29 protein-coding genes are annotated in these 23,721 nt (G+C 57.7%); 14 read left to right on the top strand and 15 right to left on the bottom strand.

Going from position 1 to position 23,721, the window contains the following annotated elements:
- Positions 1 to 16: 16 nt before the first annotated feature.
- From HMPREF2692_RS01665 to mscL, 3 genes are all read left to right on the top strand, one after another.
- Positions 17 to 601, top strand: a complete 585-nt coding sequence (locus tag HMPREF2692_RS01665; protein WP_062035578.1) for a 5-formyltetrahydrofolate cyclo-ligase — start codon at positions 17 to 19, stop codon at positions 599 to 601.
- 68 nt (positions 602 to 669) lie between these two features.
- A complete protein-coding gene (locus HMPREF2692_RS01660; protein ID WP_070822544.1) occupies positions 670 to 1,356 on the top strand; it encodes an SAF domain-containing protein in 687 nt (228 codons plus the stop codon).
- A gap of 184 nt (positions 1,357 to 1,540) precedes the next feature.
- Positions 1,541 to 2,002, top strand: a complete 462-nt coding sequence (mscL, locus tag HMPREF2692_RS01655) for a large-conductance mechanosensitive channel protein MscL (RefSeq protein WP_062035580.1) — start codon at positions 1,541 to 1,543, stop codon at positions 2,000 to 2,002.
- A gap of 108 nt (positions 2,003 to 2,110) precedes the next feature.
- On the opposite strand, the gene HMPREF2692_RS12505 is transcribed toward mscL, so the two are convergent.
- From HMPREF2692_RS12505 to HMPREF2692_RS01625, 7 genes are all read right to left on the bottom strand, one after another.
- A complete protein-coding gene (locus HMPREF2692_RS12505; RefSeq protein ID WP_082787616.1) occupies positions 2,111 to 2,332 on the bottom strand; it encodes a hypothetical protein in 222 nt (73 codons plus the stop codon).
- A gap of 30 nt (positions 2,333 to 2,362) precedes the next feature.
- Positions 2,363 to 2,935: a MogA/MoaB family molybdenum cofactor biosynthesis protein gene (locus HMPREF2692_RS01650; RefSeq protein WP_061921496.1), complete on the bottom strand. Its 573-nt coding sequence runs from the start codon at positions 2,933 to 2,935 to the stop codon at positions 2,363 to 2,365.
- A gap of 102 nt (positions 2,936 to 3,037) precedes the next feature.
- A complete protein-coding gene (locus HMPREF2692_RS01645; RefSeq protein ID WP_235591298.1) occupies positions 3,038 to 4,438 on the bottom strand; it encodes a S1C family serine protease in 1,401 nt (466 codons plus the stop codon).
- Between the two features lie 156 nt (positions 4,439 to 4,594).
- Positions 4,595 to 6,148: a HAMP domain-containing sensor histidine kinase gene (locus HMPREF2692_RS01640; protein WP_070822542.1), complete on the bottom strand. Its 1,554-nt coding sequence runs from the start codon at positions 6,146 to 6,148 to the stop codon at positions 4,595 to 4,597.
- Entirely contained in the window at positions 6,145 to 6,843 is a 699-nt protein-coding gene (locus tag HMPREF2692_RS01635) for a response regulator transcription factor (protein WP_070822644.1), read from the bottom strand. Before HMPREF2692_RS01635 ends, HMPREF2692_RS01640 begins: the two co-directional genes overlap by 4 nt.
- Before the next feature lie 212 nt (positions 6,844 to 7,055).
- Positions 7,056 to 7,229: a 50S ribosomal protein L32 gene (gene rpmF / locus HMPREF2692_RS01630; protein WP_005530148.1), complete on the bottom strand. Its 174-nt coding sequence runs from the start codon at positions 7,227 to 7,229 to the stop codon at positions 7,056 to 7,058.
- Between the two features lie 15 nt (positions 7,230 to 7,244).
- Positions 7,245 to 7,514, bottom strand: coding sequence for a type B 50S ribosomal protein L31 (locus HMPREF2692_RS01625; RefSeq protein WP_070822541.1), 270 nt, complete (start codon positions 7,512 to 7,514; stop codon positions 7,245 to 7,247).
- Between the two features lie 578 nt (positions 7,515 to 8,092).
- Here HMPREF2692_RS01625 and rpmB point away from each other — a divergent pair.
- The 6 genes from rpmB (at position 8,093) to HMPREF2692_RS01595 (ending at position 10,913) form a co-directional block, all read left to right on the top strand.
- Positions 8,093 to 8,329: a 50S ribosomal protein L28 gene (gene rpmB / locus HMPREF2692_RS01620; protein WP_005279911.1), complete on the top strand. Its 237-nt coding sequence runs from the start codon at positions 8,093 to 8,095 to the stop codon at positions 8,327 to 8,329.
- Between the two features lie 2 nt (positions 8,330 to 8,331).
- Positions 8,332 to 8,496 carry a 50S ribosomal protein L33 gene (gene rpmG, locus HMPREF2692_RS01615; RefSeq protein ID WP_010187624.1) on the top strand — a complete coding sequence of 55 codons (165 nt, stop codon included), beginning with the start codon at positions 8,332 to 8,334 and terminating at the stop codon, positions 8,494 to 8,496.
- A 3-nt stretch (positions 8,497 to 8,499) separates the two neighbouring features.
- Positions 8,500 to 8,805, top strand: a complete 306-nt coding sequence (gene rpsN / locus HMPREF2692_RS01610; RefSeq protein WP_061921278.1) for a 30S ribosomal protein S14 — start codon at positions 8,500 to 8,502, stop codon at positions 8,803 to 8,805.
- Between the two features lie 21 nt (positions 8,806 to 8,826).
- Positions 8,827 to 9,075: a 30S ribosomal protein S18 gene (gene rpsR, locus HMPREF2692_RS01605; protein WP_034657238.1), complete on the top strand. Its 249-nt coding sequence runs from the start codon at positions 8,827 to 8,829 to the stop codon at positions 9,073 to 9,075.
- Positions 9,076 to 9,319: 244 nt separating this feature from the next.
- Positions 9,320 to 10,111, top strand: a complete 792-nt coding sequence (locus HMPREF2692_RS01600; protein ID WP_070822540.1) for a hypothetical protein — start codon at positions 9,320 to 9,322, stop codon at positions 10,109 to 10,111.
- A gap of 82 nt (positions 10,112 to 10,193) precedes the next feature.
- Complete coding sequence (locus tag HMPREF2692_RS01595; RefSeq protein ID WP_070822539.1) at positions 10,194 to 10,913, top strand: TetR/AcrR family transcriptional regulator; 720 nt, start codon at positions 10,194 to 10,196, stop codon at positions 10,911 to 10,913.
- A 35-nt stretch (positions 10,914 to 10,948) separates the two neighbouring features.
- On the opposite strand, the gene HMPREF2692_RS01590 is transcribed toward HMPREF2692_RS01595, so the two are convergent.
- From HMPREF2692_RS01590 to HMPREF2692_RS01580, 3 genes are all read right to left on the bottom strand, one after another.
- Positions 10,949 to 11,563, bottom strand: coding sequence for a hypothetical protein (locus HMPREF2692_RS01590; RefSeq protein WP_070822538.1), 615 nt, complete (start codon positions 11,561 to 11,563; stop codon positions 10,949 to 10,951).
- 72 nt (positions 11,564 to 11,635) lie between these two features.
- Entirely contained in the window at positions 11,636 to 12,307 is a 672-nt protein-coding gene (locus HMPREF2692_RS01585; RefSeq protein ID WP_070822536.1) for a hypothetical protein, read from the bottom strand.
- 79 nt (positions 12,308 to 12,386) lie between these two features.
- On the bottom strand, positions 12,387 to 13,667 hold the full coding sequence (locus tag HMPREF2692_RS01580) for a serine/threonine-protein kinase (protein WP_141761294.1): 1,281 nt from the start codon (positions 13,665 to 13,667) through the stop codon (positions 12,387 to 12,389).
- A 176-nt stretch (positions 13,668 to 13,843) separates the two neighbouring features.
- Between HMPREF2692_RS01580 and HMPREF2692_RS01575 the strand changes: the two genes are divergently transcribed.
- Positions 13,844 to 14,635 (top strand): hypothetical protein, encoded by a 792-nt coding sequence (locus HMPREF2692_RS01575; protein ID WP_070822532.1) that lies wholly within the window; start codon positions 13,844 to 13,846, stop codon positions 14,633 to 14,635.
- Here the strand turns inward: HMPREF2692_RS01575 and HMPREF2692_RS01570 are convergent.
- Together HMPREF2692_RS01570 and HMPREF2692_RS13285 are read right to left on the bottom strand one after the other, a co-directional pair.
- Complete coding sequence (locus tag HMPREF2692_RS01570) at positions 14,632 to 15,462, bottom strand: serine hydrolase (RefSeq protein WP_246823399.1); 831 nt, start codon at positions 15,460 to 15,462, stop codon at positions 14,632 to 14,634. The genes HMPREF2692_RS01575 and HMPREF2692_RS01570 overlap by 4 nt on opposite strands.
- Before the next feature lie 131 nt (positions 15,463 to 15,593).
- On the bottom strand, positions 15,594 to 16,373 hold the full coding sequence (locus tag HMPREF2692_RS13285) for a DUF2909 domain-containing protein (RefSeq protein ID WP_246823397.1): 780 nt from the start codon (positions 16,371 to 16,373) through the stop codon (positions 15,594 to 15,596).
- 420 nt (positions 16,374 to 16,793) lie between these two features.
- Here HMPREF2692_RS13285 and HMPREF2692_RS01560 point away from each other — a divergent pair, with 420 nt between their 5' ends.
- Entirely contained in the window at positions 16,794 to 17,009 is a 216-nt protein-coding gene (locus HMPREF2692_RS01560) for a hypothetical protein (protein ID WP_070822528.1), read from the top strand.
- Positions 17,010 to 17,099: 90 nt separating this feature from the next.
- Here HMPREF2692_RS01560 and purH read toward each other — a convergent pair whose 3' ends face one another.
- The 3 genes from purH to HMPREF2692_RS01545 are packed head-to-tail and all read right to left on the bottom strand — an operon-like array spanning position 17,100 to position 21,007.
- Positions 17,100 to 18,635: a bifunctional phosphoribosylaminoimidazolecarboxamide formyltransferase/IMP cyclohydrolase gene (gene purH, locus HMPREF2692_RS01555; RefSeq protein ID WP_070822526.1), complete on the bottom strand. Its 1,536-nt coding sequence runs from the start codon at positions 18,633 to 18,635 to the stop codon at positions 17,100 to 17,102.
- 27 nt (positions 18,636 to 18,662) lie between these two features.
- Positions 18,663 to 19,292: a phosphoribosylglycinamide formyltransferase gene (gene purN / locus HMPREF2692_RS01550; protein WP_070455965.1), complete on the bottom strand. Its 630-nt coding sequence runs from the start codon at positions 19,290 to 19,292 to the stop codon at positions 18,663 to 18,665.
- A gap of 11 nt (positions 19,293 to 19,303) precedes the next feature.
- On the bottom strand, positions 19,304 to 21,007 hold the full coding sequence (locus tag HMPREF2692_RS01545) for a cell division protein PerM (protein ID WP_210400633.1): 1,704 nt from the start codon (positions 21,005 to 21,007) through the stop codon (positions 19,304 to 19,306).
- Positions 21,008 to 21,464: 457 nt separating this feature from the next.
- On the opposite strand from HMPREF2692_RS01545, the gene HMPREF2692_RS01540 reads away from it, so the two are divergent.
- The 3 genes from HMPREF2692_RS01540 to HMPREF2692_RS01530 all read left to right on the top strand — a co-directional run bounded on the left by HMPREF2692_RS01540 (position 21,465) and on the right by HMPREF2692_RS01530 (position 23,718).
- Positions 21,465 to 22,235, top strand: coding sequence for a M23 family metallopeptidase (locus tag HMPREF2692_RS01540; RefSeq protein ID WP_061921490.1), 771 nt, complete (start codon positions 21,465 to 21,467; stop codon positions 22,233 to 22,235).
- Between the two features lie 244 nt (positions 22,236 to 22,479).
- Entirely contained in the window at positions 22,480 to 23,010 is a 531-nt protein-coding gene (locus HMPREF2692_RS01535) for a PadR family transcriptional regulator (RefSeq protein ID WP_339019205.1), read from the top strand.
- 3 nt (positions 23,011 to 23,013) lie between these two features.
- The gene (locus HMPREF2692_RS01530; protein WP_061921232.1) at positions 23,014 to 23,718 is read left to right on the top strand and encodes an ABC transporter ATP-binding protein; all 705 of its coding nucleotides are present in this window, start codon (positions 23,014 to 23,016) and stop codon (positions 23,716 to 23,718) included.
- The last annotated feature ends 3 nt before the right edge of the window (positions 23,719 to 23,721 follow it).

Below are 23,721 nucleotides of genomic sequence, written 5' to 3'. Positions count from 1 at the left end.
AATTACTATTAGTTCTATGACTGAGATAGCCAAGCAAAAGCAGGCGTTGCGCATTGAGCTTCTCGACGCCCGCCGCACCCGCAGCCCCGAGGAGAAGGCCACTGCCGACGCCGCCTGGTGCAACGCGGCCGCCCAACTTCTAAGCCCCGATATGCAGGTCGCAGCCTATAACCCTCTGGGTTCAGAGCCTGGCGGCAGCGAGTTTGTCCACACCCTGGCACAGGCATGTAAAGCGGTATATCTGCCTATCTCTGGCGACGATGGACAACTTTACTGGGCGCTTTACGAAGGCCCCGAGAGCCTCCAACCCGGTGCGCTCGGCATCGCAGAACCAACCGGCGAGCGCTTCCCCAGCTCCATCTTGGCTGAGCTCGACTTCATCTTTGCTCCAGCGATGGCAGTGGACAAGAGCGGCTACCGCCTCGGAAAAGGCGCTGGCTACTACGACCGCGCGCTTACTCCCCTTGTTCCCGGCAAGCCCAAGGTCATTGCCATGGTCCACTCCAGCGAGGTCCGGGATGTGCCAAAAGAAGAACACGACCGCCCAGTTGATGTCATTCTGACTGAGCGTGGGCTCGTCGACATTGAGCCAGACGTTTAGCTAGACGGTTTAGCCATAAGAAACAGCAAAAGCGGAACCATAGTCCTGCAACCGCAGTCTAAAAGAGCATGACTGCGAATAAATTGCTGAAAATGCTGCGCACCCCAGGACATCGGCGAGCGTTGATGTTAAGACGCTTTGTTGCATTGGTGCTGGTTGCTGCAGCAGGTTTCAGCATGCTTTCCGCTCGCAAAGAACACCCTCTGGCGGTGGTCTTTGCCCGCGATGTTCCTGCGGGCCATGCTCTTTCACTTGACGACGTCACCCTAGCACCCATCCCGGCCAGCGCACTGCCGGAGACGAAAGTCGATACCAACCTCGAGGAGCTTGAAGGCCGCGTGGTCGTATCGGCGGGCTCGACTGGAGAAATTCTTACCGAGACGAGACTGCTTGGCCCGCAGCTCGTGGACGATTTAGTGAATAACTCCACAGGAAATAACTCGGGCGAGGAATCCCACATGATTCCACTCAAGCCAGCAGAACCTGACATCCTTCCCCACCTCCACCATGGGGATACGGTCAACGTCATCGCTGGCGCTAGCAAAGAAGAGATAGAGGAAGGCCAAACAACTGATGGCTCAGTCATCGCCGCAGGTGGGCGCGTAATTACGACAACCAGCGGCGAAGAAGAAAGCCGCGCCACCACCGTGCTTTTAGCTCTGCCTGCTTCTCAAGCTGATGCCGTGGCAGCCGCTTCGCTGAGTCAACCGCTCACCGTTGTCATTGTGGGACAACGAGCCACCGGCATGAACTAGCGTAGAGCCGCTGCCAGAAGCCTTCCGATTGAGCCAGAAACGTTGTCACATCCCCTAAAACTCGCTAGGGTGAGTCTTCACTAGCCCCTGCTTTTAATTTTAATAACATTTGACTCATGACTAACTTGGAAAAGTCACTCGGGGGCGAGGGTCACAATGTGTTTTAGGAAAGGAAACCCTCCCAATGCTGAAAGGCTTTAAGGACTTCATCCTCCGCGGCAATGTCATCGAGTTGGCAGTCGCAGTCATCATTGGTAGCGCATTCACCGCTATCGTCACCGCCGTCACCAACAATCTCATCCAGCCTCTGATCAACTCCTTCGGCTCCGCAGAAGTCAAGGGCCTGGGCTTCCAGATCACCGACAATGAGTCCACCTTCATGGACTTCGGTGCTGTTATTACCGCTGCCCTCAACTTCCTCATCATCGCTGCGGTTGTTTACTTCCTCATCGTGATGCCGATCAACAAGCTCTCCGAAGCTGCTAAGCGCCGCCACGGCGTTGACCCAGAAGAGCCAGCTCCGACCACCGAGCAGCTCCTGACCGAGATCCGCGACCTAATGGAAGCACAGAACGCTTCCGGTGCAGGCCACAACATTGCGGGGACCTCCTACAACCAGGAGAGCACCGGCCGCCACCAGGCATAAGGTTTTACATCCTGCATAAAGACCGAACTCCGGTTGTCTTTTAGATAAAAGACAACCGGAGTTCGTCGTTATTAATGGGCAATAATTAGAGGTGGGAAACGCTCGCGCCTATTGGCCATAATGCGGCGGCATTTGCTCCCTGTAGAACGCTTCATCGTGCTGGCGTTCAGCCGGGGCATCCTCATCGAGCTGGACTACGCGATGAGCGTCCCCACCGCTTTCCCGACCTGAGTTATCAAAAGCAGATACAAAGTCCGGTTGGTCGGCAGTGCGGTCATAGTCCACGGCGGAGCGACGAACGGTCCGGCGGCGTTTACGAGGTTCAGACATGAATACTAGAAGGGAACTTACCTGCTACTACTAGACGCTGTACTTCTGCAGCTGGTCGATGAGGTAATGAACTAACGGGGCCAGCGTGGCCATGCCGTCGCGCACTGCGGCGCGGGAGGAAGCCAAGTTAACGATGACGGTCGAGCCCGAAACACCGGAGATACCCCGCGAGGTGCAGGCATCGACTGCGCCACAGGCTTGGCCGGAAGAGCGCAGTGCTTGCGCGATGCCGGGAACCATCTGATCCAGGACCGCGCGTGTGGCTTCAGGCGCCTTGTCGCGCGGGCCAACACCAGTACCGCCGACGGTAAGGACCAAGTCAACGCCACCGACAACTGCGGTTTCAATGGCCTGACGAATCTTCGACTTCTTGGAACGAACAGTCACGGAGCCATCGACCTGGAATTCAGCCTCAGAAAGGAGCTCGCCGACCAAACGGGACGTATCATCCGAGTTCTCGTCTGGGTGGTCAGTGATGACAACCACCAGTGCGCGGCGCGGCGCGTTGAAGTTTTGTTCCTGCTCGCTGGCGATCAGGAAGGCGTCATCAGGCTCAGCGACGTCCAACAAAGACCCTGTGGATTCCTCAGAGACCTCGAAAATGCCGTTGTTGGTCTCGTTGTCAGCATGGTCTGCCAATGTAGCTCCTTTATAGGACCAAAAATTCTTCTTCAAAGATTCGGGCGATTTTTGTTAATGGATAATTTACTCGTCCGAAAGAGTTACCTCTACCTGGCGAGGATCTTTTCCTTCCCCATTGCTGACTTCGAGCGTGACCTTGGCTCCGAAGTCTTGCGAGCGAGCTGCGGCAATCAAGGAATCGGAGTTCTCGATGCGGCGGTCATTGACGCGGGTGACGAGGTCGCCTGCATTCAGCCCTGCTTCTTCTGCTGGGCTGCCTGGCTCAACCTCGACGATGCGTGCGCCGTCGCCACTGTCGCGCGCGTCTACCTTGACGCCCAAGGTTGGGTGCTTAACCTCGCCCTTGTTGATGAGCTGGTCAGCCATGCGCTTGGCAAAGTTGGACGGGATTGCAAAACCCAAGCCGATGGAGCCTGCCTCGCTCGAGCCGGAGCTCGACAAGGAAGCGATCATGGAGTTCATACCGATCAGGTTGCCGTTGATATCGACCAATGGGCCACCGGAGTTGCCGGGGTTGACCGCGGCATCGGTCTGGATGGCGTCGATAAGCGAGCTCTCGCCGCCCTCCTGGGAAGCCCGAACCGGGCGATTCTTCGCGGAGACAATACCCGAGGTAACCGTGGCATTTAGCCCCAGCGGGGAGCCCACAGCAACGACCTCTTGGCCAACGGCCACGGCGTCAGAATCACCGAATTGCAGGAACGGCAGGTCATTGACGTCCTTGATCTTGATGATCGCGACGTCGGTGTTTGCGTCGGAAGAAATAAATTCAGCTTCGTGCTTGCTGCCGTCGTTCATGCTGACGCGCAACTGGCCGCCACGCTCAGCGCCGGCAACCACGTGGTGATTAGTCAGCACATAGCCATCCGGCGAGATGATGGAACCAGAGCCCTCAGCAGCGCTGGTAAGGCCCAAAGCCTCAATGGAAACAACAGCGGGCAGCACCTTAGCCGCGGTCGCCTCAACCGAGCCCTCAGCTGGTTCCTCACCGGTGCTATTAGCCACCGGCTCATTCTGCAGAACCTGGTTTACGGTGCTCGTATCGTTCTTATCCTTCGCTCCTAGAGCTAGGCCAGTAATGCTGCCCACAGCGACAGCGCCGGCGAGCATCATGGCCAAAGCCGTGCCCAGGCCCACCTTCTTCTTTTCTGGCGGGTTCGGTTGCGCCCCTACGTAAGTTATGGCCTGATTAGGCTGGCCCGGTTGGCCAAACTGCCCTGCCTGGCCGGGCTGGCCCGCGCCGAAGCTTTGGGTATGCGGATTTGCTTGGCCGCCGACGAATTGGGGATTGCCCGCGCCTTGGTTGAAATTTGCGCCCTGCATCCCAAAGGAACCAGCCTGGCCACTGGAGCTAGGCTGCGCCCCGGAGTTCTGGCGCGGTTCATTCCAACCGGCAGAATTGCTAAGATTGGGTTGATTCTCGGACGCTGGCCTCTCGCCGCGTGGATCCGCAGGCTCGTTCATGTTTGAGTTCCTCGTATTCATGTAGGCAATTGTGCCGCAGTGGGCTGGGGTGCATCTGTAACGATTCTGCTAGCCATATAAGAATAACTGTTAGAATTCTGTATGTCTTGACCTGCAGCGCAACTCCTTTTTATGCCGCAATAAGGTCGGCGCAGATTAACCCTGATTAAACCAGCGCTCGGCGAAAATGGTGCCGCGATCAACAGCCGCCTCATCTTCTTCGTTTGCGGAAGGATCGGAAAGGCCATCAACGAAGGTCTCGCCTTCCCCACGGTAACCCGGCAGGATAACCTCCATGCGCGTGCCGCCATCGTTGGAATCCTTAATTTCAATGGAGCCATCGTGGCGCTCAATCACGGATTTGACGATGGCCAGACCCAAACCAGAGCCCGGCATCGAGCGGGCGTCTGCGGAACGGTAGAAACGCTCGAATACCTTCTCCCGCTCATCCGGCGGAATGCCCGGGCCAGAGTCGTCGACCCGAAGACGGACCTCGTGCTCGCTGATCTGCTGCATGAACACACGCACGGTGCCGGTCGCAGGCGACCATTTCGCCGCATTGTCCATCAGGTTAAGCGTTGCCCGGCCCAGGGCGAATGGATCGCCTTCTAGGACCCAGGGAATAAAGCGTACCCGGAACTCGACGTCGGGGCGGCGTCGCCTAGCGCGCGCTAGCGAAGACTCGAGCACCTCCATAAGGTCAACCGGCTCCGGAGCCTTCTCCGTGGCGTCCTCACGAGCCAAGTCGACCAAGTCACCGATGAGCGTAGAAAGCTCCGTCATCTGTGACATGACGTCATCTTCCAAGTCGCGGCGATCTTCTTCGCTGATACCAAACCCACCGCCGGACTTGTTCATCATCAGCAGCAACTCAATGTTGGTACGCATCGAGGTCAACGGAGTCTTCAACTCGTGACCTGCGTCCGCCACAAACTGGGCCTGCTGCACACGCGATTGCTGCAGCGCTTCCAGCATCTGATTAAAGGAAACCGTAAGCTGCGCCATCTCGTCATTGTTGACAACCTCGATAGGACGCAGATCGTTGGTCTGCGTGACGTAATCGGCCGCACGCTTCAGGCGCGAAATCGGCTGCATACCAGTCTTGGAAACGAGCATGCCGGCAAAGATCGCCAGCAGAACGCCAAGCGCAACGATAACGAGCAGCATTGCGCCAATGGCCGCGATGAGATCATTCGTCTCGCTCAAGTCCCGGGCCAAGACCACAGTGGTGCCTAAGTCATGGCGTTTTGCGAGGATGCGCTCGCCACCGACGGTGCGCACCGAAGTCTCGGTGTAGTCATCGTCCTCCTGGAACTGCCCGCCCACCGGGATAGCATCGCCAAAGGTAAAGCTCCAAGAAGGAGGAGAAATCGCGATGCGAGTAGAGGGATTATAAAGCTTAAACTTCGCGATTTCGGAATCGATAGATTCAACAAAACGCGGGTCCTGGCTTTCCTGAATCAACACGTCGGCTTTTTGCTCAAGCTGCTTGTCGACGGCCGCGGTCAAAGACTCAGACACGATCCAATAGGTTGCCAAGGTCATAAGCGCCACGGCGATGGCCACGACCAGACCCGTAACAAGCGAAAGACGCCACCGTAGTGGCGCCCGAGAAGCCCAACTCCCCCTTCCGCCGGCAATCTCGTTAACAGGGGTGGGTTGTACCTGTTCGGAAGCCTCGGCGTTGGACGCTGGCTTCCTCAAGATCACGGTGTCGACTCCCGCAGAACATAACCGACGCCGCGCACGGTGTGGATGAGACGCGATTCGCCCTCACCTTCCGTCTTCTTCCGCAGGTAACCGATGTAGACCTCCAGCGCGTTGCCGGAAGTTGGGAAATCGTAGCCCCATACCTCTTCCAGAATCACGTTGCGCGGCATGACCTTGCGCGGATTTTCCATCAGCAACTGCAGCAAAGCAAACTCGGTACGGGTCAAAGAGATATGCCGGTCTCCGCGCTTTACCTCACGGGTATCCGCATCGAGCTGCAAATCCTCAAAGGAAAGCTCGGTCTCCGCGCTGTGCGGTGCCCCAATGGAGTCTGCAGCGGCGCGGCGCAGCAAAGAACGCACGCGTGCCAAAAGCTCCTCCAGCGCAAATGGCTTCGGTAGATAATCATCCGCTCCGGCATCGAGACCAGCCACGCGGTCGGAGACACTATCGCGGGCAGTTAGAACCAGGATCGGGTGTTCCCAGCCCTCACTGCGGAGAGTACGGCAGACCTCAAGGCCGTCCATGTTGGGCATCATGACGTCGAGGATCAACAGCTCCGGATTTTCATTGCGGACAGCCTCCACCGCCTCAAGGCCGTCACTGGCAATCATGACTTCATAACCATTGAACCGGAGAGAGCGACGCAGCGATTCGCGTACCGCTTGCTCGTCGTCGACGACAAGAATCTTCATAAACATAATTATGAACTATTCACGGTGGATTTTCGAAGCCACCATGCAATCCAGCCCCTTTCCATCCCCCCAAAGCCACAAGCTAACGTTTCTCGCGGCGCCTTTAGGCCATGTATCTGTTTAAAAAATCTGTTCAAAAGAAAAAGCCTGCGAAGAAGACGCCTTGTTTTAGGCGCTTCTCGCAGGCTTTTTAAAAAGTAGTGCGTTCTAGATTAGAACTGCTCCACGTCTACCAGGCCGAGCTTTGCAGCCTTGACCAGACGGCGCGGGATGCGCACGGTCTGACCGTCGATGGTGACTTCCTGAAGGGCGACGTTGTCTGCCTTCCACTGGGAGCGACGTGCGCGGGTGTTCGCGCGGGACATCTTGAACTTAGGAGTTGCCATTTTCTTCTATCCTCCTTACGCGTTCTTCTTCTTGCGGCGAGCCATTGCACCGAAGCGCTGGTTGAAGCGCTCGACACGGCCTGCGGTATCCATAACGCGCTGTGCACCGGTCCAGAACGGGTGGGACTCAGCGGTCACGTCAACGACGATCAGTGGGTACTCGTTGCCATCTTCCCACTCAACGGTGCGATCGGAAGTAGCAGTGGACTTGGTCAAGAACGAGTGGCCAGTGCCGACGTCCTTGAAGACCACCGGGTGGTAATCCGGGTGGATATCCTTCTTCATAATTATTCCCTCAGGGTTGAAACTACGGGTCGGTTCTTCACTCTTCTACCTGGCTTAAGCCTTAAAGAAGGGCGAACTTTTTACAAAGCAGCCTTCTATCGGTGTCGAAGATCGTGCCCGAGTTGGGACGTACAGATTAAAAATGGCGTTAACCTCATCGCTCCGGGATATTGCTTGCGCTTCCCGTGGGCGGAGATGTCAACAACTTAAAGCATGTTACACCTTTGCCATCAGTTCCCCAAACCCACATACACGCTATTACGCTCCGTATATATAGGAATCGGCCCGCATAATTAACAACAGCCACAGGCGTTAACAAGACCAAATGGCGCAGGTAGTTCACACGAGCCCACTGCATCAGCTTGCAGCACTGGGACAAGGAAGGCGATTAGGTAATTTGGGCCACGGGCTGTAAGATTTCCCCTTGCTGTTGTCAAAGTATACGTTTTACGCCCCGTCTACTGGTGTTTGACGGTCTTGCCACCCATGCTCAACCTCACTTTTCGAGCACTGCGCCTCACCGCAGAAGGCATAGCCGTCAGTAGCCATGATGTGGGCGGCTAGGAGAAAGAAGACCCATGTCGGCTATTTGCCAGGTAACGGGCCGCAAGCCGGAATTCGGCAAGCAGGTCTCGCACTCGCACCGCCGCACTTCGCGCCGTTGGAACCCCAACGTGCAGCGTCGTCGCTACTACCTGCCCTCCGAGGGCCGTACCATCACCCTGAATGTCTCTACCAAGGGCATGAAGATTATTGACCGCGACGGCATCGAGTCCGTCGTCGCCAAGATTCGCGCACGTGGGGAGAAGATCTAAAGATGGCACGTAATGACATCCGTCCAATCATCAAGCTGAAGTCCACTGCGGGCACCGGTTACACCTACGTGACCCGTAAGAACAAGCGCAACAACCCGGATCGCATCACCCTGAAGAAGTTCGATCCGATCGTCCGCAAGCACGTCGAATTCCGCGAGGAGCGATAATCTATGGCTAAGAAGTCCAAGATCGCCAAGAACGAGCAGCGCAAGGAAATCGTCGCCCGCTACGCGGAGCGTCGCGCTGAACTCAAGGCCATCATCAAGAACCCGAACACCTCGGACGAGGATCGTCTGGACGCACAGTTCGAGCTGAACCGTCAGCCACGTGATGCATCCCGTTCCCGCATCCGTAACCGCGACGCAGCCGACGGCCGTCCGCGCGGTTACCTCCGTAAGTTCGGCCTGTCCCGTGTCCGTATGCGCGGCATGGCTCACCGTGGTGAGCTGCCGGGCGTTCGCAAGTCCAGCTGGTAAAGGGGTAATTGCACAATGGCTATCAAGCGCAATAACCAAAAGAAGTTCCGCATGGAACAAACCCGTCGCCCGAAGAAGAACCCGCTGAAGGCTGAGGGTATCGAGACGGTTGACTACAAGGATGTAAAGACCCTGCGTCTGTTCATCTCCGACCGTGGCAAGATCCGTTCCCGTCGCGTGACCGGTCTTACCCCACAGCAGCAGCGCCAGGTCGCTACCGCTGTGAAGAACGCACGCGAAATGGCTCTCCTGCCGTTCACCGCCCGCTAAATCAGTAGCTGGGTTTCTCAACAGCGCACTTTTGCCGCTGGCAAGTGTGACACGGTAAAAGAACCTTCGAAAGCCGCTTTCTTTCAATCACTTCGATTGGATGGAAAGCGGCTTTTGTGCGTTTTGTTCTTGGCCACGAGATAACTATCTGCTACTTAACCCACAACTTCCCTATGCGGGATTCGAGCTGGTGATAGATTAGTGATATTCACTTCCCCTCTCCTCGAAAGGGCTTTTAAGGCGCATGCCATTGCATCAATCCCTGGCGGATCTCAGTGAGCTCGCAGCGCACTGCCAGTCCCCCGCTACTGCCCGCGGCTTACTCGCGGAAGCGCAGGATCTCCTGCACAATTCTCTAGACCACAGCGCGAACGAGCTAGAACTTGCCACGTGGTTTTCTCGCATTATCACTGACATCGTGCGCTCGCCCGGCGTCGCCAGCCCCGTGCGCCTTTCCGGCCCCGTCGCCCGCGGTGACGCACTTCCTTCCATGACCATCACCTGGCTGGGCGAGGACCCGCAGCTGGAATCTATTTTTAGGGACGTGGGCCTTGTTGGCCGTCCTGCGGAGGAGAACATGGCCAGCCGTGCCGACGCTGGCCTGGCGCTGGGTGTAGGCAGCGAAGAGGCACTGCTGAAGGAAGCACTGGATTTGCGCCCGCCAGCACTCAAGGTGGTCGATGGCCTACCGGATCGCAATACGACTGTCGACGTCCAGAGTGACCTGCTCGCCCCCATCGCCGCCATCGCGCGCTGGGCCGCCCCGGCGCCGCGTCCCACCCCGGATCGCCTCGCTATCGGCGTTGAGCGTGAGCTTCTCGACGCCGCCGAAGCCGAGGCTTTATCCATTGCCTGGGGCACTGGCATAGCGTTGGAGTTGCGCCTGTGGCACGCCGGCGTGAACGGACGCGATGGTGTCCTTGCTACTCTCCCACCGCTCGACCGCACCGCTTATGGCTCCGCCTGCCGCACGGTATCCGCAAACTTTGAGTCCATTGATAAACGTCAGCAAGACTGCTCCACGCAGGACAATTAATTAGTTGCTGCGAATATAAACGAGTACACTTAACTGGCTTAATGAATTAAAATTCATTCACACGAAAGGAGGCGTCCTGCCCATGGCTGGAACTGTTGGTAGGCCGCGCAAGAACAGCCCGCGCCGCCGTGGAACTACCGCCCGTGAAGAGATTCTCGACGCTTCATCAGAGCTTTTCACCACGCAGGGTTTTGCCACCACTTCGACGCACCAGATTGCGGATGCCGTGGGCATTCGCCAGGCGTCTCTGTATTATCATTTCCCCTCCAAGACGGAGATCTTCTTAACCCTCCTTAACTCCACCATCGAACCTTCCCTCGAGCTCGCCGAGGAACTTGCTGCCTCCGAAGCCACGGCTGAGCAGCGCCTATGGTCCCTCGTCGCGGCGGAGTCCCGCCTGTTGCTAACCAGCGGCTGGAACGTTGGCCGCCTCTACCAGTTGCCGGTGGCTAACTCCCCCGAGTTCTCCGAGTACCACGAACAGCGTACTGCTTTGCAGTCTCGTTTCCGCGAAATTGCCGCCTCAATCGTCGGCGAGGATGACCCCCGCATCGAGCTTCCGTTCCACATCGCGCTTTCGGTCATTGAGATGCGCCCGAACGATGGCACCCCGCCTTTCGACGCTTCCCAGCGCGTTCCGGAGACCGCCGTCATGCTTGCCGACGCCGCGCTAGCCGTTCTCGGCGCAAAGGTTCCGGACAACGCGGAAGAGACCACTCTTGAGCTGCTCAAGAACCGCCACGACTCCATCTCCTCTGCCGCCGCTGCTGCCGCGGATCGTAAGAAGAAGTCCAGCAATTAATTAGTGTGTGCAGCGTGGTGCTGCCAAGCAAACACCTATCGCTGCCAGTAGTCGTTCCAGGTGACGCTTTCTACGGCCGTGTTGTCTTGGTAGACGCGCAGACCGTCGGCGTTGACCACGATGTACGAAGGATCGGCATCAACCTGGTAGGTGCCTTCGTGACCTTCGGCGGGCAGCTCCAAGGTGCCGCCGAACATATCGGAACGGTAGGTAGCACCGCCGGCGTTGCCGCAGACGACAACCTTGCCATCATCGCTGGTGCCAGCGAGGATGAGGTCCTCGCCCGCGGTGCACGATGCATAGCTGCCGGACCAACCGCGGTCGCTCAAAATACCACCGCTGACGGTGGACTTATCGCGCCCGTGGTCGTAATGCTCTTCCGGGTTAGGCGCTGTTTCCGTCACGGTTACTACGGACTGGCTTGGGCTTTCTTTAGTGCTAGGCGCTGCGGAAGTGGTGCTGGCTGTCGAGGTGGTGGTCGATTCCACCGGCTTGAATTCCTGCTGCGCAGTCTGCTCAGTTTTCTCACCGCCCCGCCCAAGCAAGAAGAATGCAGCGGCGGCCGCCACGATTGCGACGAGAATGACGATTCCGACCACGATAGGCACCACGCCGGACTTATCTTTTTGTTGTGGATACGGATAAGTCATAGGGTGCGCCTTCTTTTCTGTGTCGATACGAGAAATGCTCTATGTGCTAGGTGCGCTAGGTCTTCCTAGACCTTAACGATAGCGCTGAACGGCATAGTGAGCCAAGCAGTTTTTATGAGGCTTATACACCGCTTCGCCGTCTTCCTTAAGGCTTTCAATCAGGCGATCGATCTTCTGGTTGGTCTTCTTCTCGGTCCAGCCAAGCGCCTGCGCCAGCTCTCGAATCGCCGGGATATTAGCATCCGTGGCACCCGGCGCGCGGAGGTAGCTAGCCAATTGGCGCAGCAGCAGCTCCTGCTCGTCATTCGGGACGTGGCGGGTGCGCGTGCGGTCCCCCTCCTCATCCAGCGGGCGCGGGGTGCGGCGAATCATGTCGTTGTTTTGAACGTCGATGTGAATCTCGTACACGCAATCAGGCGTGGTGAAAGTGATGGCGGTCGGCCCCGGTGGGATGGGTGCCAAGCCGCGCGGTCCTACCTCGATGCGCGAATGGGAGCGCACATTGCGCTGGCTGATATAAAGCGGAATATGACGGCCCACGTTGGCGAGCATCCAGCCCTGACCGGAGTACCACAGCTGGAATAGCTGACGGTGCAGGTCCAAGTCGTCTGCGCCTACTACAAAGTCACCAGCACGGCCTACTATGAGCTCGTCGCCCGGGCCCATCCGGTGGATTTGCCCGACCAAGTCATTGATCTGAAGCCACGGTCCAAGGTTTGCCGGCGAGCTGGCGTTGGGCTGCATAGATGAGACGCTTTCGAAATTGAGGATAGATGGATAGGTTTATTCCGAAAGTCCATACTAATACCTAGAAGCGTGAAAGTTAGCCAGTTACTAGCGCAATTGTAGTGATCGCAATCGTGATGATGATAAGAATCGTCGCCGCAATCATCAAAGCATTGTTGTTATCCTTCTGCGGCCGCGCAGGCTGCGCCGGCCGAGCAGACTGTACCTGCTGCGGCGATTGCTGCATTGGCCTTGCTGAAGGCATGGCCACACCCGGATTGATTCCTGGGTTGAAGGGCGCATTGCTAGGTCCGCCATAAGAAGGCACCGCAGCCATCGAAGGATTGCTCCAGTTTTGCGCTCCCCCGGCGAGGTTATGGGCGCTGCCCTTTCCAAAGCCCATGGCGGGAAGCTGACCGCTTGCCGGATAGTTAGTGGCTTGGTTCTCCGGGACTGCGGAACGCGGGTTGAGTTCCGCGCCACCGTATCTGCACGCCTCCAGTGCATCGATGAACTGGCAGGCCTCCGGGAAACGCCGATAAGGAGTGTTATCCAGCGCCTGCTCCATCACAGCGTCGACTTGCTGGGTAGCCATGGCCACCTGCGGATCAAGCCGCGCCATAATCGCCGGGGTATCCATCGCCGGCACGGTGCGCTTACTGCGCCATGCAGACTCCGGCATCATCTCTTTGAGGTGGTACATAGTCAGCATCTCAAACGCGATGAGTGCTAGCGCATAGTTATCACCTGAAAAGGATGCTTCCTGGCCGCTGTAATCACGCGAATTGCTCTCTGGTGAAGAGTAGTTTTCAGTTCCGATTACGTTGCCTACGGCAGTTAAACGCGACTGCCCCTCCGAGATAGCGATTCCAAAGTCGCTCAGAACGCTATAGCCGCTATCGGTGGGCCGGCGGCGTAGCAAGATATTGGCCGGTTTTACATCCCTGTGAATCCACCCATCCGGGCGCATCGAATGCATCTGGTCCAGTGCTTTGGCCACGGGGCGCAAGTACTTGACGACGTCGCTGATGCTAAAACCCGGCTCGTTACTATGGCGACGTTCACGGATGAGCTCTTCCAACGTGCCGCCTTCGAAAAGCTCCATCTCAAAGCCGAGATTGCCCTCGGTGTCGGCCAGCTTCTTATTTATGTGCGTGACATAGGAGCTATGGATGGCCGCCAGCGCCTTCATTTCATTATGGAAGCGCTTGAGCCCTTCTTCGTTGTGTAGCTCCGGCAACACCGTCTTGATTGCAACGTTGCGCCCTAGATCGACATCGGTGGCCGCGAAGACGGTTCCCATGCCGCCGCCACCGATGCGCCGGACGTTTGCATATCCTTGGCGCTCCAGCCACATAACTACACGGGAATCATTCACGCGTATATTTCACCACACCCGATGTAGATGCAGGTTCTAAGAATCGCCCTATCTACCCCGCTTGTGGGGTAGCATAACCGCTCGTAGAAGGCAGCTACTATTTGTAACTACTCGGAAACTTTTAAGTTGCTGCCTGTATTTATTTCCTATCGCCGATTTCTTTGCCGAAGGATGCAATGACCAACCCTAACCAAGGCCCAAATCACTACCCTTCGCTGCCCACGAATATGTACTCGGGCGCGCAGTCGCAATCCCCATTTGGCGAGCAGAATCCCTATACCGACCCAAATGGCCGCTACCAGTCGACGCAGCCGATGGGATTTACAGCGCCCACCGCGCGGCCCTCGCGAAACTGGGTTCCGATCCTGTGCATCTTGGCAGTCATCCTGGCCATGCTGATTGGCGGCGGCGTGGTCTGGGCGGATAAGAAGAGCGACGAGGCTCAGCAGCCACCTGTCGCTCCGGCACCGCCATCGACGGAGGTTTCGGAAAACCCCGTCACGACCACGGAAGAAACCGAGTCTGATCCAACGCCTACCCAGGATTCTTCTTCCCCGGCGCAGAATAATTCGCCGCGCTATCAGCAAAGGCAGCAGCCGCGCCAGCAAACCCACACCACTACGCAGCGCAAGGATTATCCGGCAGGGCTTAGCGCCAATGGCTGGGACGGAATCTCCGGCGCGCAGTGCAACGGCGGCGAAGCCGTGTACGCGGCCAAGAAGTCCGCGCCACAGGCGCACATCGTCATCTGTGACGAAAGCTCCGGCTTGGTCTACCGCGGCAATTGGTCCAGCGGCCCGGCCGTTGGCACTGCCTCAGGTAGCGGCACTTCGTACACCGCTACCTTCAACGATGTCAGCCAGCTACTGATTAATGGCGGCGAGTTCACAATCATCCCAGATAGCACCTCTTATGACTCGAGCAAGTTAGACACCGGCCAGTTCAGCACCGTCTGGAGCGCCAACTAGCAAGCGGCCTTGGGCCACTGGACCTTCGCACCCGCGAGTTCGGTGGCCAGGGCGCTGAGCATTTGTTGCGCCGAGCCATAGGCACCGCTTGGCGACGTCGCGTAAATAGCCACCGCAACCTTCTTACCGTTGAGCTCTACCGTGCCCATCTGCCGTGCTTCATAGGCGCCGTTTGTATCTGGGCCCCAACCGCCCTTAAAAGATGAATTATCGAGGCTGCCTAAGCCATAGCTTTGGGCAGGATCAGAGGCAGCCATAGCAGTGAGCACTCCGCTGCCCTGTGCGATACAACCCAACTGCCCTATAAAGCGCGCTTGATCAGCGACTGTCCATTGGGTCTGCCCGAAGGCGGAAAAGCCCGGACGGGTAACCGTGGGCTGCACTTGCACGTCTAAGCCTGCTTCCGCTAGAACTGCGCTGGCGGCGCTAGCTGCAGACTGCCCGCCGCCTAGGGATTGCCAGAGATTTTCTGCGGCCGCATTATCTGAAAAAGTAATGGCCTGAGAAATCATCGAAGGATCTGCCGAACCAGCGCGTTCCGCGGCAATTGCCACCGGCACCTTCGATGTAGACCATGCGGCTCGCGGCTCAGAAATACCGGCACTATATACCTCATCCTGACCTGCAACGGCGATTCCGGCTTTCCCGCCGTACTTGCTCTGAACGTCTTCGACGATCTTCTGCAGTGCTTCCTGGACGTTCCCCCTCGCTGCAGCAGGAGCCGGGTCCTTGTCAGACTTTCCTTCATCGCCTTTAGCATCCGCGTCGGGCACCATCGTCTGCCCGCTCAAAGTGGGGCGCGGGTCCACATCCGTGCTGGTGGTCATGCTAACTTCCGCTCTTTCCTCCACATCACCGATCGTGCAGGCACTTGCGGCCAAAGCCACGCATAGTAGGCCCAGACCGCACAGGTTCTTTTTCTTCATCTAGTTGGGTCCTCTCTCGCTGCCGGAGCCGATTAAACGATGTAAACAATGGCGTTGTTGCCGCCGGTGCAGGTGACATATTCGCCGTTGTCACGGCAATCCATCGTGTAGTTGATGCCAGTAACCGGGCTATATGCGGTGATGACCGCGTTATATTCCTTGGTATCTAGGAAATGCTCTACATATGCATCGCGGACGGCGCGGGCGAACTCAGGAGAGGTCATCGTGGAATCACGGTAGACGTTGTTCAGGTCTCCGCCCGCAGCACCAGACATAGCTGCGTCGTTTGCGGCCACCGCACCGGCCGGAAGCGAGGGATACGCTGGGCGTTCCGGAGCCTTGGTCGTTTCTTCGGTTGTTGGCGCCTCGGTGGTTGCTTCTGCAGAGGTTGTCAGCATCGGGCTGGCGTTCTTCTCATCGCTGCCGTCCTTGAGAAGGAAAAATGCCAAAGCAGCGCAGAGCGCGATGACGGCAAGCACAATGAGAGCGATGATTGCCCACTTCGTACCGCTCGAGCGCTCTTCTTGGTACACCGGCGCCGCCTGGCTGTAATCCGCAGGACCATACTGCTGACTGTATCCGCCTTGCGCATAGTACGGCGCGGAGTCACCAGCAAATGGTGACCCCATGTTGGACAGCTCGTATTGCCCATAGTCCTGCGGCGGGTACCCCTGCTGTGAGTAGCCTTGCGGGAATTGCTGTTGTGGTTGATCCGCCGCGTTCTGCCCGCCTGGCTGTTTTGCCCAAGGGTTGGTATTGGGTGCTTCGTTTGCGCCTTGGTAAGGGCCAAAGCCGTTGTTTTCGCCAGACAAAACGTCTCCTATATGCAGGGATATGGTAGTTACTTAGATTTCTGATTATGGCACACGCGTGCCCTTCGACCAGCTAATTTTTGTGCAGAACTCACCCAAAGTAGGCGGATCTGGGGAAATTTCCTTGGCAGTAGGCGAAGTAGCCACAACTTCGGTTACATTGTCACTATTGCTATCACTGCTTATGTGATTCGCCACCGTCTTTGTTGAGGAAAGGCCGTTTTAGAATTCCCTATGACGAACTATCCAGGTTTTGGCTCACAGCCTAATAACTCGCGCCCTAATTCATCGCCCCAGTTTGGCTCCCCGCAGTTTTCTGCGCCACAATCATCGCCACAATTTGGTTCCGGATCTTTTGCCCCCGGTACGAACCCCGCGCACCCAGCATCGGCTACGCAACCTAATAACTTCGGCGCGCAAATGCCAGCGCGCAACGGCAAAGGATTGATTAGCGGCGCAATCATCGGTCTGATTGCCGCCTTCCTCTTCCTCACCATTGTCTTAGGCGCCGCGGCATATTTCCTGCTGCCAAAAGACATTCCAGACGCCCCAGCAGACACGGTGTCAACGCCAACCTCGACGCCAGCCTCAACTGCGCCAACGACCATGAGCGACGTTCCATCCGAAAACGTCTAAAGGGGCCCAGCAACCATAAGTTGCCAGGCCCCTCAGCCAATTAGCGCTGCGCCTAATTAGCGGCGCAACGTACTAATTCGCGATAGCGAATTAGTGGAAGAAGTGGCGAGTGCCGGTGAAGTACATGGTCACGCCGGCCTGCTTGGCAGCCTCGATGACCTCTTCGTCACGAATGGAGCCGCCCGGCTGGACGACGGCCTTGACGCCAGCGTCGAGCAGAACCTCCAGGCCATCAGCAAACGGGAAGAAGGCATCCGAAGCAGCGAAAGCACCCGCGGTGCGGTTCGCGCCGTCGGCAAGCGTGTTAGCGCGCTCGACCGCCAGCTTCGCGGAGTCAACGCGGTTGACCTGGCCCATGCCCACGCCCACAGCGGCGTTGTCCTTGGTCAGCAGGATGGCGTTGGACTTAACTGAGCGCACTGCGCGCCATGCGAACTCGAGCTCAGCTAGGTCAGCATCGGACAGCGACTCGCCCGACACCAGCTGCCAGTTCTCCGGCTTATCGCCCTCGGCCTGGTAAGTATCCGGCTCCTGGCGCAGGACGCCACCGGAGATGTGCTTGATTTCCTCTGCCGGAGCCTCGTGCTCGGCAACGAGGATGCGGAGGTTCTTCTTCTCCTTGAGGATATCCACCGCGCCATCCTCGTAAGACGGAGCGACGATGACCTCGGTGAAGATGTCCTTGACCTGCTCGGCCATCTCGACGCTGACCTCGCGGTTGACGGCGATGACGCCGCCGAATGCGGAGAGCGGGTCGCACGTATGCGCGGCGCGGTGTGCCGCAGCGATGGATTCATCGGAAACGGCGATACCGCACGGGTTGGCGTGCTTGATGATGGCAACGCACGGACGCTCGTGATCCCAGGCGGCGCGCCACGCGGCGTCAGCGTCCTGGTAGTTGTTGTAGGACATCTCTTTGCCGTTCAGCTGCTGCGCGTTAGCCAGGCCCTTGCCGGAGCCATCGCGGGTAACGGTCGCGGACTGGTGGGAGTTCTCGCCGTAGCGCAGCGTCGTGGTGGCGCCGCCCTCGGTGAGCTGGTCCACGAACCATGCGGAGACAGCCGCGTCGTAGTCAGCAGTGTGCAGGAATGCATCGCGTGCCAGGCCGCGACGCTCCTCCAAGGTGAAGCCGCCCTTCTTTGCAGCCTCTGCGACGTCGCCGTAACGCGCCGGATCAACGACGATGGCAACGGATGGGTGGTTCTTAGCCGCAGCGCGGACCATGGATGGACCTCCGATATCGATCTGCTCAACACAGCCATCGAAGTCAGCGCCGGAAGCAACGGTCTCACGGAATGGGTACAGGTTCACCACGACCAGCTGGAATGCCTCCACACCGAGCTCTTCTAGCTGAGAGAGGTGATCCGACTTGCGGGTATCCGCCAAGATGCCAGCGTGAACCTTCGGGTGCAGGGTCTTCACGCGGCCTTCGAGGCACTCCGGGAAGCCAGTGAGCTTTTCCACTGGGGTGACGTTGATGCCAAGGTCTGCAATCTTGGCGGCGGTGGAACCGGTGGACACAATCTCAACGCCGGCAGCGTCGAGGGAGCGGGCGAGATCCTCGAGCCCAGTCTTGTCATAGACGCTAATCAGCGCGCGCTTGATCTGCTTACGGTCATCGCTCATAGTGCGGAGAAAGCCTTCCTAAAAGTCTTAGAGCTGAATCGAAATGGTTGCGTTGGCATCCTGCGCTACCTGAACAGCGCGCAAGACTTTAACGATGAGTTGGCGCTCGACCACCTTGATGCGCTCGTGCAGCGAAGCCTCATCATCATCCTGCCGAACCAAGACTGGCTCCTGGGCAATGATGCGACCGGTATCTACACCGGCATCAACAAAGTGGACGGTTGAACCTGTGACCTTCACTCCGTACTCGAGCGCGTCACGGACACCGTGTGCGCCCTTGAAGGACGGAAGCAAAGCCGGGTGAGTATTGATGGTGCGGCCTTCGAAGCGGGCGAGGAAATCTGCGCCCAGAATCTTCATGAAACCAGCCGAAACAACAACGTCTGGTTGCGCAGCTTCTACTGCGGCAACCAGACGTTTATTCCATTCGGCGCGGTCTGCACCCATCTCTAATACTTCTGCTTCAATACCAGCGGCTTTCGCGCGCTCTACCCCCTGACAAGGAACGTCAGCGACGACCTTGACCACACGATAGTTCTCATCCTGCGCATCGATGATGGCTTGCAGGAGTGAGCCGGTTCCGGAGACCAGAACGACGATTTCAATCGGACGGGAGGTGCGGACGGTTTCGCCTTGTGGCTGATGCTGTGAAGTCACGGGACATAAGCCTAGTCCTTGTGAGGCTCCTGCGGGAATTCTTCGACAATTTCGCCGTCGATGACTTCCGCTTCTACCCCAGAATCGGCGGACTTTGCCGTTTCTTCCGCTGCTTCTTCGGCTGCTTCTTCGGCCGATTCGTTTGCCTTTTCTACAGCTGTTTCATCAGCCTCATCATCTTCTGGAGCGTCTGCAACCGACTCCTCTTCAGGGGCACCCATTGGTTCTTCCGGCACAGACTCCTCTTCGGCCGATTCCTCACCCGTGGCATTTTCACTTGCAGCATCCGGTTTAACCGATTCCGCCACGACGTCGTTGGAAGTGTTTGGCGCAGTTTCTTCCACTTCAGCGTCTTCCACTTCGGCTTCTTCTGCTTCGGCGTCTGCAAATGCAGCGTCCGCCGCAGCTTCCTCAGCCTTGTCGGATTCCGCGGCGGCTGCCGCCGAGGCGTTGCGGGATGCATGCCAGGCACCGATTGCGAAGGCACAGGCAAAGCCCAATGCGATTGCCGCAAACCATAACGCCACGAGACCCGTTGCGGTCCACACGTTTAGGCCCGTTGTGCCATAGATGCCAAGCACGCCGGAAACGAAGTAGCTCAAAAGCAGGGTAAAGAAAGCAACAAAGGCACTCGCAGCGACCGCAAAGAAAAAGTTCACGTGGCGGCGTGCGCGCCAGACCACATAGATGGCCGAGGCGATCGGAACAACGAGAAGGCCCACCGCCCAAGGCGCAATGGAAGAAGGAACTACGCCCACGATTGGCAGCGGCGGCAAGGAAACCATGTGGATGCTAAACAGGCTGATGCTGCTTTCCGGGCCGAACTGGAATTCAGAACCAGACAGAATGCCGCCTGTGCCGATAACTGCGTTTGGGATATACAGAGCGCTAATCAGGTAGAGCAGGAATCCACCCAAGCCATCGATGCTCGGGTACGCATTCATCGTCTCGCTCTGACGGGACCAGCCCACAATGGCGACGATGAGGCACACTACTGCCGAGGCAGCAAAAAGCACACCGAGGTAACGCAGCGCTACTTGCGCGGCGTCGACAAGCATGCGCGGCATACCGAAACGTTTGGCCAATGCCTTCCACAAGCGCGAACCCATGCCACCGGCCAGCGCCGACAGATGTAGCAGAAGCATGCGCGGCAAGACCACGAAGAAATTAGGCGGCGAGACATCAAATACCTTGCCGGCGTCCCACAACATCAGCCACGCGATGATCGTGAGAAGCAACGGCACACCGACAACACAGCCTAAGAGGACCAAAAGATCTTTGATGCTGACCTTATGCTTGATCGCCTGACGGATCCGGCGCCCGACAATAAAGGATAAGATTCCTGCGGGCAGCAGCGGCAAAACGGAAAGCTCAATTCCGCCTGCCGAAATCGGCGCGAGGTTAAACACCATCCACGCTTCGGCAACGATCGTGGGCAGCCATGCCAAAGGCGAGCTTGTTAAAAGCAGCGCCGCCAATGCCACTGCAAGCACCACCAACACCACAACGGCGTTAGGGATTGCCACCGTCCACAGCATTCGGCGGATGCGCCCGGCCAAAGTGGTAGGCGCGGTAGCTCGACGGGCGCGCGCCTGGGAGCCAACCTTGTTGGCCACGCGTGCAGCTGGTTTGGATGCGCCGGCGCCACCGCGCCCGCGCACTTGCGCGCGCGAACGGGAAGCCGACCGCGTTTGAGGGCTGGTGTTTTTGTTCATCGCGTCCACTTTGCCATGGCCCATCGTCCATTTTGGGTTGGCGCGACGATAACAAGCTGAATTGGCGGCACTTCGCACTAACCTTAAGGTGCTAGCTCAGGCGCACAACAGCGCCATATATACTGTAAGGAACAGAAAGCAACCATTAACGCTACCGTGATGACCGTGCACTCTGAGCAAACATACACCGTCTATACTGGCCAATTACGTTTATCGCTAGCTCTACCTAAAGTGTGACACAAACCCTTTCAGGCCCCTGTCCAGCTATTTTCACCGAAAAGGTCGAAAAATTTCCATAACAGCTTGCTGTTATTATTTCGAGACGCTACTGTTACATCTCGTTGGTAACAGGAAGGTCACAATCCAGTAACCAACCGCCCAAAGACGTAACGCTTACTTTTTTGGTTTCTAGTGCAGGTGCGGTTGGCGGATTGTGAAGACAATGGAAGAAGAAATCATGCGAAGCAAGACTCAGCGGAACGCCGGCCGTCACCGCCAGATCGCCACCTCGCAGACTGCGAAAGGTCGTCTAGCACTGGTGACCGTCGCTGCAGGAGCTGTGTCCACCGCAGGTGTCGGTGGCGCAGCGGCCGCCAATCTTCAGGCAGACAATGCCGGCATGAAGGCGCAGACCGTCGACTACAACCTTGCTACCGAGTCTGACGCCCTGCAGGACGTTCAGAATGGCGCCCAGGCTGCCGCCAAGGAAGCTGCCGCCGCTGCCCCACAGATCCTGAACGTTGCCGAGGCAAAGCCGGTAGCAGATCTTTCTGCTCAGCTGGATAAGGCAGTTCAGGCATCTGAGGCACGTGCTGCTGCCGATGAAGCATCCCGCGCACCATCCGTCGTCCGCCCAGCCGAGGGCACTTTCACCTCCGGATTCGGACCACGATGGGGTTCCTTCCACTCTGGCATCGACATCGCTAACGCTGTCGGTACCCCAATCCTCGCCGCTATGGACGGCACCGTCATCGATTCCGGCCCAGCTTCCGGTTTCGGCCAGTGGATCCGCATCAAGCACGATGACGGCTCCATGACCGTCTACGGCCACATGCAGACCCTGGACGTTGCAGTTGGCGAGCGCGTGCACGCCGGCCAGAAGATTGCCGGCATGGGTTCGATGGGCTTTTCCACTGGTTCCCACCTGCACTTCGAGATTCACCCAGCAGGCCAGGGCGCAGTTGACCCAATCTCTTGGTTCGCAGCCCGCGGAATCAACATCTCCTAAAGCACTAGCCTTTAAAATTCCTTCTTCCCACCCTCCTTCTCACCTGGTTTAAGCGGTAACAGGACTTCGCTTCCTGTTGCCGCTTTCGTGGTTTTGGCCACCCACCCTTGCCGCCGCATTACTTACCCAGTAAGCTACGCTATAGGTTACCCGGTAATCAATGATTACTATCGGCTTGACCGGCAACTTTCCAAAATCTATATCCATCCCCCTGGCAGGAAATATGTCCATTAAACATTCTCTCTTGTCGCTCCTTAGCGCTGAGCCAGCTACCGCCAGCATGCTGCAAAGCCACTTCGCGGAAGCGCTGGATGGACTATGGCCACTCAACATCGGCCAAGTTGCACAAACGCTAAAACGACTCGAAAGAGACAACTTCATCGAGGAGCACGGCACAGCCGTAGGCCCCACGGGCAGGCATGCCACGACCTATCACATCACTACACAAGGCCGTGCGGAGCTTGCGGACTGGTGGACGCGGGGCGTCGCCAAGCATGCGCTCGAAAGAGATGAACTCGTCCTCAAGGTAGCGCTCGCTGCCCAACGCAGCGACGTCGATGCCATTGAAATTCTGGATGCCCAGCGCTTTGCCACCCTGAAGCAGCTTCGGCTTCTAAACCAGCAGGCCACCGAATTACCTGAAACCCGCAGCGCCACGCGGCTGGCCCTCGAACGCGAAATCTTTGACCTTGAAGCACTGCTGCGGTGGCTCGACCGGGCTGAGGCTCTAAATCCCCACACCTCCGCTTCTACTTCCAATCAACCAAAGGAATAGACCATGCATAACAGCGAAGAAACCACCCACCCATTACCACTTGAGCTTCATAATGTCTCCCGCGAGTTCGGCTCTGGCGCGCGCCAAGTTATCGCACTTAAGGAGGCAAACCTGCAGCTTCATCCCGGCAAGCTCATCGCCATCATGGGCCCTTCTGGTTCCGGCAAGTCCACGTTGCTCAACGTCGCTGGGCTCCTGCTGCCACCGACCTCTGGACGCGTGCTTGTCAACGGCGAGGATGCTGCGGGGCTGTCCAAATCTGCTGCCGCTCAGTTGCGCCGCCGGAACCTAGGTTTCGTCTTCCAGGACTTCAGCTTGGTGCCCACCCTCAGCATCGGTGAGAACGTCACCCTACCCCTTGAATTAGATGGCGTTAGCCCTAAGAAGTGCCGCGAGGCCGCTGAAATTGCGCTTGCGGAAGTAGGCCTGGAAAATGTCGCTGACCGCTTCCCTGAGGAAATCTCAGGCGGTCAGGCGCAAAGGGCCGCAATCGCCCGTGCACTCATTGGCCCGCGCCAGGTATTGCTCGCGGATGAGCCGACCGGCGCGCTCGATACCGCCACCAGCGAAGAAGTCATGAAGGTGCTGCGCTCTCGCATCGACGCTGGCGCCGCCGGGCTTCTCGTTACCCATGAGCCACGTTTCGCCGCATGGGCCGACTCCGTTGTAATGATGCGCGATGGCGTCCTCAGCGGAAAGGAGCATTAGTCA

The sequence above is a fragment of the Corynebacterium sp. HMSC036D03 genome, assembly GCF_001836185.1.
Taxonomy (GTDB): domain Bacteria; phylum Actinomycetota; class Actinomycetes; order Mycobacteriales; family Mycobacteriaceae; genus Corynebacterium; species Corynebacterium simulans.
Note: the sequence above shows the minus strand (reverse complement) of the source record. Positions and strands in the feature narration are given on the sequence as shown.